This is a genomic window from Pseudomonas sp. FW305-7 (assembly GCF_058786735.1).
Window position 1 is genome coordinate 142,705 of the sequence record NZ_JBYSZA010000013.1, and the last position, 15,216, is coordinate 157,920.

General features: G+C 59.6%; 7 protein-coding genes. 2 read left to right on the plus strand and 5 right to left on the minus strand.

Going from position 1 to position 15,216, the window contains the following annotated elements:
• Window positions 1-60: 60 nt before the first annotated feature.
• Together AC3WMT_RS17255 and AC3WMT_RS17260 are read right to left on the minus strand one after the other, a co-directional pair.
• A complete protein-coding gene (locus AC3WMT_RS17255; RefSeq protein ID WP_103305464.1) occupies window positions 61-726 on the minus strand; it encodes a DsbA family oxidoreductase in 666 nt (221 codons plus the stop codon).
• A gap of 162 nt (window positions 727-888) precedes the next feature.
• Entirely contained in the window at window positions 889-1,923 is a 1,035-nt protein-coding gene (locus AC3WMT_RS17260; RefSeq protein WP_103305463.1) for an alpha/beta fold hydrolase, read from the minus strand.
• Window positions 1,924-2,132: 209 nt separating this feature from the next.
• Here AC3WMT_RS17260 and AC3WMT_RS17265 point away from each other — a divergent pair, with 209 nt between their 5' ends.
• Window positions 2,133-7,664, plus strand: a complete 5,532-nt coding sequence (locus AC3WMT_RS17265; protein WP_103305462.1) for a dermonecrotic toxin domain-containing protein — start codon at window positions 2,133-2,135, stop codon at window positions 7,662-7,664.
• 76 nt (window positions 7,665-7,740) lie between these two features.
• Here AC3WMT_RS17265 and metE read toward each other — a convergent pair whose 3' ends face one another.
• On the minus strand, window positions 7,741-10,053 hold the full coding sequence (metE, locus tag AC3WMT_RS17270) for a 5-methyltetrahydropteroyltriglutamate--homocysteine S-methyltransferase (RefSeq protein ID WP_103305461.1): 2,313 nt from the start codon (window positions 10,051-10,053) through the stop codon (window positions 7,741-7,743).
• 113 nt (window positions 10,054-10,166) lie between these two features.
• Here metE and metR point away from each other — a divergent pair, with 113 nt between their 5' ends.
• Window positions 10,167-11,084, plus strand: a complete 918-nt coding sequence (gene metR / locus AC3WMT_RS17275; protein WP_103305460.1) for a transcriptional regulator MetR — start codon at window positions 10,167-10,169, stop codon at window positions 11,082-11,084.
• A 253-nt stretch (window positions 11,085-11,337) separates the two neighbouring features.
• On the opposite strand, the gene AC3WMT_RS17280 is transcribed toward metR, so the two are convergent.
• Both AC3WMT_RS17280 and AC3WMT_RS17285 read right to left on the minus strand, forming a co-directional pair.
• The gene (locus AC3WMT_RS17280; protein ID WP_315449314.1) at window positions 11,338-11,697 is read right to left on the minus strand and encodes a DUF6124 family protein; all 360 of its coding nucleotides are present in this window, start codon (window positions 11,695-11,697) and stop codon (window positions 11,338-11,340) included.
• An 822-nt stretch (window positions 11,698-12,519) separates the two neighbouring features.
• Window positions 12,520-15,216 (minus strand): immunoglobulin-like domain-containing protein (locus tag AC3WMT_RS17285; protein ID WP_492577875.1); only part of this gene is annotated, 2,697 nt, incomplete at its 5' end.

The following is a 15,216-nucleotide window of genomic DNA, read 5'->3' on the forward strand; positions in this document are numbered from 1 at the left end:
CCCTCTCCCTCTGGGCGGTCCGACGTTTCGGGAGGGTCAGGGTGAGGGGCTTTTAGCTTTTCAGTTGACGGTGCCACCTTTTGACTCAGCCATAATCTGCCGAATCGCGCCGACAAACGTCTCCACCGGCTGTCCACCCGTCACCGCGTACTGGCCGTTAAATACCACCGTCGGCACCGAACTCACCCCGCGCTGCAACCACAATTGCTCGTCTTCGCGCACCTGGTCGGCAAATTCATCGGACGCCAGAATCGCCTCGGCACGCTGACGATCCAGCCCGACACTTTCAGCAATCTGCACCAGTTGGCCGTGATCGGAAGGATTGCCGCCATCGCTGAAATAAGCCCTGAACAACGCCTCCTTCAACGGCAACTGCAACCCCTCAAGCCCGGCCCAATGCAGCAAGCGGTGCGCATCGAAGGTGTTGTAGATGCGACTGTTGCCGTTGGTGCGAAAGGCAAACCCGAGTTCGGCGCCACGGGCACGAATCGCCTCGCGATTCTTCTGCGACTGCTCCGGCGTCGAGCCGTATTTCTCGCCGATGTGCTCGGTAATGTTCTGCCCTTGCGGGCCCATCTTCGGGTTCAGTTCGAACGGCTGGAAATGAATGTTGGCCTGCACTTCGTTACGCAGGATCTCCAGCGCCTGCAGCAAGCCGTACAGACCGACGACGCACCAGGGGCAGGAAACGTCGCTGACGAAGTCGATGTTCAGAGTGGAATTCATGACTCACCTCGCACGGCAAAATCCAGACGATACACCTGTCAGGTCTTGCAGCGACAGTGATGGCCCTATCGCTGGCAAGCCAGCTCCCACAAGGATCACACCGAACCTGTGGGAGCGTGGTTTGCCCGCGATGAGGACAGAAGCAACACCACGATATTTCGGTTACAGCAGATTCCCACCTACCACCGGCTCAATCTGCGCCCAGTGCGAAGTGTCTTCACGGTGCGCCTGCAAATACGGCAACACTGCCGCCAGCAGCGGTGCCTTGAAGGCCTCTTGAAAGCGATGCGCCAACCCGGGAATCAGCTTCAACTGGCTGCCACGAATATGCGCCGCCAGATGCACGCCATGCATCACCGGCAGCAACGGATCGGCCGTGCCATGCACCACCAGCGTCGGCACCCGCAATTGATTGAGCAGAGCCACCCGGCTCGGCTCCGCCAGAATCGCCATGATCTGCCGTTTGACACCCTCGGGGTTGAACGCGCGGTCATACGACGCCGCCGCTTGTTGCAGCAAAACCTGTCGATCATCGGTGACCGCCGGGCTGCCCAGCGCGGCCAGCAAGTCAGCCTGTTGCTCCAGCGCCACCTCGCGGCTGGGCGCGCCGCGTCGCGACAATAACTGCACCAGCGCCGCACTCGGCGCCGGCAAACCTTCGGCACCGGAACTGGTCATGATCAATGTCAGGCTCTCGACCCGCTGCGGCGCCATCGCGGCCAGGTGCTGGGCGATCATCCCGCCCATGCTCGCGCCCAGCACATGGAATTGCTCGACGTGCAACGCATCCATCAAACCCAGCGCATCGTCGGCCATGTCGGTCAACGTGTACGGCGCCGCCACCGGCAACCCGAGTTTGTAGCGCAACACTTCAAAGGTCAGATTGGCCTCGACCGGGGCCTGCCGCCAGGTCGACAGACCGACATCGCGGTTGTCATAGCGGATCACCCGAAAGCCCTGCTGACACAGCGCCACCACCACTTCGTCCGGCCAGTGAATCAACTGCCCACCCAAGCCCATCACCAGCAGCAGCGCCGGGTCCGACGCCCGGCCAATGCTCTGGTAGGCCAGGCTCACCTGCGCCAGATCGACCCGTTCGGTCGGCACATTGACGTCGCACCGTGAGGCGGCGTAGGCCGGCGAGCCGAACAAAAGCGCGGCCAGCACGGCCGCGATCGAGAGAAAAAACTTACCCATGAAAAACACCGAAACGCAGAACCCCAGTAGAGCGCGAGTCTGATGAAGTTTGTACAAGCGCGCTGCCACAGTTCGATGACAGTTTGATGAAGAGTGCCGAGCGGTCATCGCCCAGGCGATAACTATCTACCGCCATGGCCGAGCGCTTTCGCCGTTGAATGGCTCAGGACCGGAGCGCCTCCGCCGCTCCCCACCGCGAGCCGTTAACCATGCCCGATCGATTATTGTTGAACACCCCCACCCTTGAGCCGCCCGCCCAGTCGACCGCAGGGCGCTTGCCGGCCCACCACGACGAGGGTCTGCTGCTGGATGCCGCCCACCGCTGGCGAGAAAGCTGCGAGGTGTTGCACCAGTTGTTTGCCCAAGTGCCTGCCGCGCGGGACACGCTGTTACAGGTGCTCAAGCAGCACCTGAATCTGGAACAAACCGGCGTCGGCCTGCTCTTTGACGCGCAGGACCCGCGTCCGCAACGGTTCATCCCGCTGGTGCAGGTGTGTGCCTTTGTCTTGCAGCAGCCATCGGCAACAATTGCCGCCGATGCGTCCTGTCAGGTCACCGGCGTTTCTACCGCTCACAGTTTGTTCGGCATCACGCCGGTGCAATTGCTCGCGAAGCTCAAGGCACTCCCCCTCGAACAGGCCCTGGAGGCGCGCTGGAACACCTATTGGGATGCCCGCGCGCCGGGCAGCCCGGTATCGCGCCGCGAGCGCGCCAGCCAGTTGTACCGCGAACATCTGGACGCGGCCGCGCAGCTCGCCTTCGCCCGGCGCAGCCTGACCGCCGAACAATTGCTGGCGCTCGCCACACTACAGGAGGCCAGCGCCGCCACACCCTCCATCACCACCGAGCAACTGTCACTGGTGCTGAGCAATGGCAGCAAGGTCAAATTGCCCGCTGCCTGGGTCATCAGTTTCGGGACCGAGGCGCCGGTCACCCAGTGGTTGTACTTGCCGTTGCGACCCGAAGCATTCCAGGTGTTTGCCCAACGTCAGGACCTTGAGACCTGGCTATCGACGCAACCGTTGGTACCCGCCGGTCTGCCGCACACCGACCTGAAATTTGAATACACCGGCAGACACCTGCCATTGACGGCAGGCATGACCGATCTGCTGGCTCACCAATACAAAGCCCAGCTCGATGCGCTGCGCAATGGCAGTGTCGGCAAAGCGGACCTGTACGAACAGGCCAGCCTGGCCCTCGACAACGTCGATCAGACCGATCATCAGCGCAAGACCGGCGCGGTGTTTGCCTCGCCGCCAACGCTCGACAACGTAGTGATCGAGCCTGAGCAGCAGGCCCTGTTCGGTAGCCTCTACGCCGACATTCCCTGGCCCCTGCGCCAGGCAGCGCTCAACCGGCACCGCGACGCGCTCGAAACACTGCTCGACAGCACCGATGCCAACACCGCCCTGCAACCTTTCAAGCAGGCACACGAGACGCTGGAGACCGCCGAGCAATCCGCTGACAAGGCTGCGACTGCCTTGCTCGGCCGTGCGCGCGTCCTCGATCTGACGACGTTCAACCGTGAATTCACCGCCCTGCACCAGGCGCACAAGAGCGGTCTGCACGCCGAAGCCGAATTACAAGGCTTGCTGGCCGAACTGAACCAGGACGAACGAGACCGGATCAAGGCCCTGCTCGACACGCCACAAAACCCCGGCGCCGAGCATGTCGCGGCCAGCCTGATCCTGTCTACCCATGAGCCGGATGCCGAGAGCTCGGCCCCCGCTGAACTCAACGGCCCGTTTGTCATGACCCACCCGCAGGCATTGCTCGATCGGGCGTCTGCGCACAGCGTGTTGCTGTACTGGCCGGGCACGGGCGGTGGTTTGCAACGTTTCGCCAATCGGCGGGCGCTGGAACAGCAGGTATTCAAGATTGCCGAGGTAGACACGGCACTTGCCTTGCAGCTGAAAAAAATCAGCGGTGATCCGCTGCAGCATGGCCTCAACCAACTGACCAGTGACTTCGACGAACAGGCCGGCCTCCTGCGCTCGCGCCTTGCCGACACGAGTAAAAAAGCCGAGTACGACGAACAACTCGCCGACCTGCGCCAGCGCAGCCTCGGCACGTTACAGGTGCCGGTCAACGCCGCTCGCAGCCTGGCGTTCACTCAGGTGCTGGAGCAGGCAAACAGCGGCACGCTCGCCGACACGCTACCGGACTGGCTCGCCCGGCTCGGCAAGACTGAGCGCAGTGCGCTCAAGCAACTGACCGAGACGTTCCTGCTCGCGATGCAACGCAGCCATAAGCAACTGACCCTCGCTCTGGAACCACGGGACGACTTCACCCGCACACATCTGCATGAGCGACTGCGCAAGGACTTCGCACTCAAGGGCAGTTTCGAGATCACCCTCGACTTGCCCGACTCGGTAAAAATGGTCAAACGCTACAAACCCGCTCCCGGCCACTCGGGCTATGAGTTGGTGCTGGAGCCCAGTGCCACCCGCAGCAAAATGTCGCTGGTGGAACTGGCCCAACTGAACATCGACAACACGCCATCAATGCAGCTCGAACCGCTTTCATTGCGCCTGACGTACATGCGGGTGGAGGTCAATGCAAGCGATGCGGTCGAGGCTGAAACCTTGAAAAAAGGTCTCACCCTGACCTGGCTGAAACGCGTGCTGCCGGAACTGGATCTGCCCCAGGCCTACGAAAAACGCATTCGCGAAGCGTTCACCGGCGCGTCCGACGAATCGGCTTTCGTCAGGGAGCATCGCCGCGAATGCCTGATCGAACCCTGGCGCGCGATGCTCAAACTGCAAGGTGAATTCGCCCGTTTGCAACACCACATCAGCCTGGAGGAATTGCAGATCCTCACCATTGCTGCTGACGCCAACACCGCGCAAGCCTGGCGATCCGAGCGCAAACGCGTGGTCATTCTTCCGGCCTATCTCAGCGCCGGCGGCACGGACACGCCCAATGAAGGTGCGGTCACCTTGTCCGGTGTGACCTTCATCGAGGAGCAGGTCAGCGGCATCACTCTGCTGTACCTGCCCGACAGTCCCGACGACCACTTTCTGCGCCGATACGACAACCTCGAAGCAGCGCGCATGGCGTTGTACAGAATGTGCACACAGGACACCTGGATCCGCTATCTGGCCGGCCGCGCCTTGCAGGGTAACGTCCGGGCGCACGTGAGCCGGCTCAACCAGGCCGTGCTCAAGCATTTCGACGCGATCATTGGCGTCGGCGAGCGCTGGCCGGCCAGTACCTCGTTCGCCGCGCACTTGCTGGATGCGCACATGGGGCGGCTGATCGAAGCCCATCGCGGCACCTCGCGCTCCAACGATGCGCTGTACATGGAACGCCACGCGCTGAAGGGACCGCGCGCGTTCAACTACCTGAAAATGGCCATCGGCCTGCTGCCCTTCATCGGCAGCGCCATCGCCGTTTACGATGCCTGGACGGCGGCCAACCAGGCGGTGGCCGCGTTTCTGCGTGGCGAGGTCGGTGACGGTCTGGCCGAACTCGAATCGGTCCTGCTGTCATTGATCGACGCGGCGATGGATCTGCTGCCCGGTGAACTGGCGTCTTCGGCCTTGTCGCGTGCGGCCCGCTCAGTGACTCGCGCACGCCAGATGCGCGTGTTACTCAGAACCACGGCAGCGCTAAGGAGCACATCCCGGCGTCAGGCTCGACATCTCGCGGTACGGTTCTCGGGTTACGAATATGAAAAACCGATTTCCCTGGCCGGCCTGCAACCGGGCCGCGATGGCGTGTATCGCGGCATTTACCGGCATGCCGACGGCGATTTCATTCTGCGTCAGGGGCGGATCTTCGAGGTGCAGCGCAGCAACGATTCACGCAACTGGCGCTTGCGCGGCACGCGCAAGGCCACCTACAAACAACCGGTCGCACTCAATGAAAACGGCGAATGGGACACCTGGTTCGGCGTCTACGGCAGTACGTTCGAGGGCGGTGGTCTGGGTGGCGGAAATGTGGCTGGGCATCTGGCTGATGCGCTTGATCCGATCTGGCCGCAGGCAATTCGTCAACGCCTGCCGCGCTGGTGGGCGGACCGGACCTTTCGCCGTCATCACTACCTGACCGAGCTCGCCGACGACCTTGCCGTGCAACTGGAAAGACGCGGCGGAAACAGCGACGTAACCATCAACCGTTATGGCGCCGCGAAGACGGATGCGGCACGCCAACCCCTTCTGCCTGCCGCCGAAGCTGCCGCCATCGGTGATATTGAACTGGCTACCCGACGTTATCAGGCATTGCTTGAACTGGAACCGCTGACCCACGGCAACAAACGTCGCGCCTTGATCGAGATGCAAAGCAAAAACGCCGCACTCCTGGCTGACCGATACACACGCCGCGCCATTCACAACTCGCACAGTACCGTGCCACTGACAAAACGGATCCTGGAACTGAACAGGCAACTGGATGAACTGCCGCACGATGCTCTCGCGCAACGCCTGACACTGATGGAAGAGCGCCGCCAACTGCGGCTGGAATACCTGCGCAAACTGGACCGGATGGAAGACCTCAGGGTTGACGTCAACCATTGGTATGAACGCGTTCGCGTTGCGGCAGACAAGAAACTGGTGGCCAGCCTTGTCGATGACCTGAACGCCAAACACAGTCCGTTTCTACTGAGCTTTCAGAAGACCTATCAACGCCTTGAGGCGGTACAGCGTGCCGGTAGCGTCGGCGACGCTTCATGGATTTATCTGCTGGGGCAGGCGCGCCGATTACGGGAAAAGGTCGCCCGTGCGCTCAATACCCATCACGATCTGCTCAGCGCCAACGTCACCCGCGTACAGCGCGATGCCATTCTTCAAGACTGCGTCGATACGTACGCGCAATTTATCCGTGAAATGAAAGTCTGGACCGCCAGCTACCCGCAGTATTTCCATGAAGAACTGATAGAGCCGCTGATCTCCGGGATAGAAAAGCTCGGCGAACAGGCGCGCAAAAACATTGGCACCCCGGTGCATGCCACGCCACCGCAAGGCAGTATCAATCGCAAAGTCTTTCCCACCGAAGACGATCAATGGCTGATCGGCGTAGAGCGATGGGACAAGAAAAACAAGAAGCTTCAGTTCGAAATGAACAGCGGCGAAGTCTGGGAACAGACCGCAAGCGGCAAGTATCGACTGACAGAGTCTGCGCCACCGGCGCCGCCTCAACTGAGCCTGTCGACACTGGTAAACGAAGCGCGCAAACGCCTCGACTTTCAGGCGAGTTATCGGGCCCGGGTCGAGTCCTACGCCGATCAGGACATGCTGCCGGTCGACCTTGAACACATGATGGTCAGTGAAGCCGCAGAGCTGAGCCACCGCGCCGACCGGATCGCGAACGTCGCGCCGCAGGATCCGGTCATTCCCCAACTACGCAACAAGGCCAACGAGCTGATCGCCACCGGTCGCAACCTGCGTACCCGCCAGTCACTGACCAGTAAAAGGCCCACTGACGGCATGCTGCTGGACCTGATCGAACAGGACGCCGTAGAGATCCGCAAACCCAGCCTGCTGAAAAACCTCAGCAAACCAAAAGCGCGCAAAGACTACCTGCAGGAGTATGAGATCTGGGATCAGACCCTGATCCCCAATGAGCTACTGTGGTATGCCCACTTTCATTACGCCAGCGCAACGCCGGTGATGCGCACATTCGAAAAGGCCCACCTGAAACTGCCTGAACACCGCTTCTTGACTCATGCCGATAACGCCAGCCTGCCATATGCCGATATTGGTAAACAGTCGGCGGTGTTGACGCATTTCGAAGCGCTTTGATCGCCGCCCTTAAAACAAAACACCCGCTGGCTTTTTGGTTCAGCGGGTGTTCTGCATCAACGGACAGGCCAGAGGTTTACGCCAGTTGGCTGCGCAACTGCCGCGCCGCCGCCACCATGTTCACCAGCGCCGCTTCCGTCTCCGGCCACGCACGCGTCTTCAGGCCGCAATCGGGGTTGACCCACAGTCGCTCGGCAGGAATCCGCTTCACTGCCTTGCTCATCAACTTGACCATTTCCGCCGTGTCCGGCACCCGTGGCGAGTGAATGTCGTAGACGCCCGGGCCGATATCGTTCGGGTAGTCGAACGCTTCAAAGGCTTCCAGCAATTCCATGTCCGAGCGTGAGGTTTCGATGGTGATGACGTCGGCGTCCATGGCGGCAATCGCCTTGATCACGTCGTTGAATTCGCTGTAGCACATGTGGGTGTGGATCTGCGTCTCATCGTTGACGCCGGAGGCTGTGAGACGGAACGCTTCCACCGCCCAATCCAGATACTCCTGCCATTGCGCCCGGCGCAGCGGCAGGCCTTCGCGGAAAGCGGCTTCGTCGATTTGCACGATCTTGATCCCGGCGCGTTCCAGATCCACCACTTCATCACGCAGGGCCAGCGCCAGTTGTTGCGCCTGGACTTTTCGCGACACGTCTTCGCGAGGGAACGACCACATCAGCATTGTCACGGGACCGGTGAGCATGCCTTTCATGACCTTGTCGGTCAGGCTCTGCGCGTAGGTGATCCAGTCAACGGTCATGGCTTGTGGACGACTGAGGTCGCCATAAATCACCGCCGGTTTCACACAGCGCGAACCGTAGCTCTGCACCCAGCCAAAACGCGTGAACAGGTAGCCGTCGAGCTGCTCGGCGAAGTACTCGACCATGTCATTGCGCTCGGCTTCACCGTGCACCAGCACGTCCAGGCCGAGGCGTTCCTGCACCTGCACGGCGTGGCGGATTTCACTGCGCATGGCGTCGTGATAATCGTTGGCCGACAGCTTGCCCTGCTTGAACGCCTGACGCGCCAGCCGGATTGCACCGGTCTGCGGGAACGAGCCAATCGTGGTGGTCGGGAACGTCGGCAATTGCAGGCGCGCCTGTTGCCGGGCGATGCGTTTGGCAAACGGCGAATGACGCTGACTGTCCTCAGCATTGATCGCGCTGATCCGCGCCTGAACCTCGGGTTTATGAATGCGCGACGACTGCGCACGGCTGGCCTGAATCGCCCGGCTCTGAGCCAGTGCGTTTTGCACTTTGGGCGCTTGTGGATCATTCAAGGCATTGCGCAGCACCGAGATTTCGCTGCACTTCTGTACGGCAAACGCCAGCCAGCTCTTGAGTTCCGGATCGAGCTTGTCTTCGCGCTCGACATCCACCGGGCTGTGCAGCAACGAGCAGGAACTGCTGACCCACAGGTTGTCGCCAAAACGCTCCTGCGCCGGTTGCAGTTGTGCCAGCGCCTGCTCCAGTTCGCAGCGCCAGACGTTGCGCCCGTTGACCAGGCCCACCGAGAGAATCTTGTAGGTCGGCAGGCGATCAAGCACCTGACCGAGCTGCTCCGGCGCCCGCACCGCATCGATGTGCAAGCCTTGCACCGGCAGGCCCACGGCCAGACCGAGGTTGTCTTGCAGACCACTGAAGTAGGTCGCCACGAGTTTCTTCAGCGGCGAATACTGGAGGATGTGATAGGCGCGTTCGAAGGCGCTTTTCCACGCTTGCGGCAAGTCGAGGGTGAGGATCGGCTCATCGATCTGCACCCATTCCACGCCTTGGCCAGCGAGGCGGCCGAGGATTTCGTTGTACACCGGCAGCAGGCGTTCAAGCAGATCGAGCTTGTCGAATTCGTTTCCTTTAGCCTTACCCAGCCACAGGTAAGTCAGCGGGCCGATGATCACCGGTTTGACGTTGTGCCCCAGTGCCCGGGCCTCTTCGACTTCGTCGAACAGCTGTTCCCAGCTCAGCTTGAACGGTTGGTCTGCGGTGAATTCCGGGACGAGATAGTGGTAGTTGGTGTCGAACCACTTGGTCAGCTCTTGGGCGTACTGAGTCTTGCCGTGCTCGCCGCCGCAGCAGCCTGCCGTCGCGCCGCGAGCCATGGCGAACAGCGTGTCGAGGCTCGGCTGGCCGTGTTCATCGCGCACATTGTCGAAACGCTCGGGGATCACGCCGAAGGTCAGCGAATGAGTCAGCACCTGGTCATACCAGGCGAAGTCGCCGACCGGCAGCAGGTCGATGCCGGCATCTTTCTGCAACTGCCAGTGAGCGGCGCGCAGATCACGGCCGACCTGGTTCAGCGCGGCCTGATCGAGATCGCCTTTCCAGTAGGCTTCGAGGGCTTTTTTCAGTTCGCGGTCGGCGCCGATGCGCGGAAAACCAAGGGTGTGGGCCACGGCCATGTCGAAGGTGCTCCATTTGCGTAAAAGATGGCGCCATTGTCGACAGCCAGACCAACATGAGACAAACTCAACCTTTTCGTGTTGATCACAAGTTTTCCTCATGGAGCCAGCCGGTGCTTGAAATCCGTCACCTGAAAACCCTGCACGCACTGCGCGAAGCCGACAGCCTGGTCGATGCCGCCGATCGTTTGCACCTGACCCAATCGGCGCTGTCCCACCAGTTCAAGGAACTCGAAGAGCGCATGGGCATGCCGTTGTTCGTGCGCAAGACCAAACCGGTGCGCTTCACCAGCGCCGGCCTACGCCTGCTGCAACTGGCCGACGCCACTCTGCCGCTGCTGCGCGCCGCCGAGCGTGATATCGGTCGACTGGCCGGCGGCACCGCCGGACGTTTGCACATGGCAATCGAATGCCACAGCTGCTTCCAGTGGCTGATGCCGACCATCGATCAGTTCCGCGATGCGTGGCCGGAAGTCGAACTCGACCTCGCTTCGGGCTTCTCCTTCGCCCCGCTGCCAGCGCTGGCCCGGGGCGACCTGGACTTGGTGGTGACCTCCGACCCGCTGGACATCTCCGGCATTACCTACGTGCCGTTGTTCACTTACGAAGCCATGCTCGCGGTGGCCAATCAGCACGCGTTGGCCAGCAAACCGTACATCGTCCCTGAGGATTTGCTGACGGAAACGCTGATCACCTACCCGGTGGAACGCGATCGTCTGGACATCTTCACGCGCTTCCTCGAACCGGCCGACATCGAACCGGCACAAGTACGCACCTCGGAACTGACGGTGATGATGATGCAACTGGTCGCCAGCGGCCGTGGCGTCTGCGGCATGCCGCACTGGGCGCTGCATGAATACAGCTCGCGCGGTTACGTGAAGGGCAAGCGGCTGGGCGAGAAAGGTCTGTTCGCCACGCTGTACGCAGCGATCCGTGCGGACATGCTCGATGCGCCGTACATGCGCGATTTTTTGCTGACGGCCAAGGACACCTCGTTCTCGACCCTGGATGGCGTCAGCGCCGTACGCTGATCGAAACAACGCCACCCTCCCCTGTAGGAGCGAGCCTGCTCGCGATAGCGGTGTGTCAGTCACCTGGATGCAGACTGAAAGATCGCTATCGCGAGCAGGCTCGCTCCACCTAGTCATTGTGATGAGAGGGTTTAGCGAACCCTCGCACCGCCCCGATGGGCTGCACAGCAGCCCAAAAATCTGCGACTTCGATCCTTCAGAAACACCATACCTGTGGTGAGGGGATTTATCCCCTCGCCACAGGGGGCAGGTGTCAGTCCGGAATTTGCAAATTATCCAGCACCCGATTCACCGCCAACTCCCCGAGCATGATCAGCTGCGCAATCCCTAACAACGTCCGGCGTTGCGACGCTGGCAAGAGGTGGGCGAAGTCACTGGCTATGGTTCTTGCCGAAGCAAGGGTCTCGAAGGCATCGGCCAGCATCTCCTCGTTTTTGAAGTCGGCGGTAACGGCGTACATCCTGCGGGTTCTGCGGGGCGGTGGCGTGGACCCGGGCGGACAGAGATAGTGATCGAGGGCGCGGTCGGCGGCGTCGTTGAGTTTTTTCGAATCGAGGGATTCGTAGGGGGAGGTGAGGTCGGTTTCGGGCGGGTTAGGTGTTGGTTTTATCATGGCAAAAGCCTCTAGAGTAATGAACCTGCCACCGTTCGCTGCTAACGAAGGAGGTGGCGGCTGTACGCGGGTTAGCAGACCAGGACTCTAGAACCCGGCGCACCGAAGTGCCCCACGCAAAGCCGCCATAACGACAACGGACCTTATGCGTCTAGAGATAACCCGGGCTGCTAAACCCGATCGCTGATTAGTCAGCGACCGCACCACAATAGAACCCGCCCCCAAGGCGCACAAGCCGGCGGATTCTGGCGTAGCTGTAGGCAATTACGCAAGGTCGTGTAGCCTGATTACGTGTCTTGCCGTTTCATTTAAACGCGACTGTTTAAAAGCAAAAGATCGCAGCCCTTACAGAATGGCTACAAATCCCTGTGGAGTGGGCTTGCTCACAAGGGCAGTGGGTCATTCAACATAAATGCTGACTGATACACCGCCTTCGCGAACAAGCCCGTTACAACAGTGTGATCGTGTTCCGTTTCCTAAGACGTTTAGAAGAAGAGTTAAGTGGGGGAGTCTGTTCTGCTTATACCGAAAATAAAAAATTGGGTTTATATTAGCTTAAATAGAAAATTAGTTATGTCTGTGTGGGCGTATTAATAACCTTTTTGATCAGCTGAATTTGAAGCAGAATTCGGGTCACGACTTATGTCGAATGTAGTGAGCAGAGGATTACGTCTTGGGAAAAATGTTGCTGGTCATAATCTCTTATGTGGCGTTCAGTTTAAGCGAAAGATTGCAAATCTTTAGGGGAAACCTCATCCACTTGTCTGAGTAGGAAGTGGATGAGGTGGGTTAATATCGAATTAATACGATGGAGTCCAGCAACTAGTTTGGCTCGTTCATTACGGCAAGTCCTGGAAAAGAGAGTAAAGTGATACTTCCGTAAGGGCTAATCACAAATTTGCGGTCCTGGGGGAACCATTCCAAGCCTGCAATATAGTCTGGATTAACCTGGCGGGTACTGAGCCAAGTAATGAAATATTTCTGGGGTGGACTTCCTGAGTGCATATATTTTGCATCTATTGCTGTTTCGATACTCCTCCACTGCCCATTAGTGAGTTCCCGTCCGCCGACTTCCTTAAACCATTCTTCATATTTTCCCAGCGTGAGACTGATGGGATTGTAATAAACATGGACTACGTTGGCTGTTTCAACTTCGATCTTCTCGGTCTGGCCAGCTGTATCTGTCACAGTTATGGTTGTTGAGCCGTTGTCTACGCTTGTGATGATGCCTTCAGTGGGATGGACGGTGGCGATTTGGGGATTGGAAGATACGTAGGTATATGGGCGGACTCCGCCGCTCGCTTCACGAGTTTCTGATGTGCCCGGGGGTGTTCCTTTTATTGACCATGGCGGGCTGACTCCGAGAAACTTTATGTTTGTTCCGCTGAGGGTTAGCGGTGACGTATCCACGATGAGCTTTGGCAGCGTATTAACGGTGTAATTCCGCAACTGAAAACTTACCGCTTTGGCCTCATCGGTGCTGCGATCAAACCCAACCTTGAACTCCACCCGCAATGTCGAGCTATCCTTCAAACCACGCAAATCCGGGGTATACGGGCGCACTCCGGTGGGCAGCCCTTCGGTTGTTAATGGAGTCGCCACATAGGGCGCCGAGGTGTAAGCCGAACCATCGGCCTTGGTCCCGGAAAATCGTAACCATAAGGTTTGTTCCACGGCAATCAACGGCCAACGGGCGATACGGGTGCTGCCGCCGGCTGGCAAGGCTTTGACATCCAGGACATCGCCCGTTGCCCCATCGATGGTCGGTTTGGTGAGTTCGGCATGGCCATTCGGGATGACCTGCACATTCAAGTCAAACTCCGCAGACTTGGTCGGCACACCGTTACGCGTAACCGTGTAGAACACCTTCACTGACTTGCCCAAGTTGAAAGCCACCACCGTATTGGGAATCTCAATTTCTTTCTGGCCAACGGTGCCCACGGGAAACGCCGTCGAGGTGTGCGACCCACCCGGCAAGGTGTTGGCGGCGCCAGTCCAGGTCACGGTGAGCTGGTCGTTGCTGTCCATGCCGGTGTATTGCGGCACCACCACGGTCAAGCGCTCCTTTGCAGCGATCGGGTTCAGATTGCTGCTGCCGGCAGCTTCCTTGATGGAAGGTTTGATCGGTGTAAACAGGCCGACGGTCAGCGTCCTGGCGACGGAACTCTCCCCCGGAGCGTACAGCGCCTTGGCGGTAAAGCTGTGCTCCGTCAGGCTTAGGCCGGTCACCTCAAGTTCCCATCTGCCATTACTGGCACCCACCTCCGCTATGCCTTTGGGTGTCGTGCCATCAAAGATCTCGACTTTCAGACGCGGTGTGCCGCCGCCGGTCAACTTGACGGTGGTATCGAGCGTGGTGCCTTTATCGGGAATATCCACATCTTTGGAGTCTTTCACCGAGATGATGGTTGGCTTGATGGCATTGGAAAGTGTGAAGATTTTGCCAAGCGATACCTGCCCCGTACCGTACAGCGCCTTGGCAGTGAGCGTGCGAGTACCAATGCCGGTCAGCGTGGTTTCGCAGGTCCAGATGCCAGCGTCATTGGCGGTGTATTTACCTTTTGAAGCCCCATTGTCGAACACTTCGACTTCCTGAAGCGGTGCTGCGGTGCCGGTCAGTTTGATCTTCGGATCGACTGTGCCACCGTTATGCGGAATGTCTTCACCCTTGGAATCCTTCACCGTGCTGATCACCGGTTTCAAATCCTCGACAGCACGCCCGACCCTGAAATCCTGCGGATTGGAATAACTCGTCCCACCCGCCGCACGCTTGATGAAATACGACGCCGATACGGTGCCGCCTTCGTTGTCCTTGATCACCTTGGCGTCGATGGTGAACGCAATCGGTTTGCCGGCGGTGAACGAGCTCAGGATGAGCGAGTCGATGGTCTTGCCGGTTTTTGAACCGAACCACTCGTAAACCACTTCGTCATCCTTGACGGTATTCAGGTACACCACGGTGAGGGTGGTGCCTTGGGTGTCGGCGGGCAGCACGCCGTCGACTACGCCGGCCACTTTCGGCTCCGGCAGTTCCAGGCGCGGTTCGCCGATTTGCAGGATGTCGGCGTGGATCGATTCGCGGATGGCGTGGGTGGCGTTGACCCGGTTCATCGTGCCCAGTACACCGTCCTTGATGATCAACTGGTAGTACAGCTCAAGCTTGCCGCCGTTGATCGGGGTCAAGTGCTTTTTGTCGACGATGATCCGCAGCGGTTCCTTTTTGTCGATATCGCCGTTGGTGATTGGGCGCAAATCCAGGTCGGGCAGGTACGGGGTCAGTTCGGGGCGGGTGCCGAGCCAGAACAGCTGGATCGACTGGCCGACGGCGAAGGAGTTGTCGAAGGGGATGTCGATCAGCACTTGCGGCAGCGCTGGGTCGAGAGCTCCCGACACAGCGTCTAGCGCCACGGGGGCCAGGAGCCGTTGCACCTCGCCGATGGCGCTGATGAACTGGGTCTTGGCGCGCAGGTCGGCAGTACCGTCGGCCTTTTCCAGGCGATAGGACAGGGCGATCTGCGA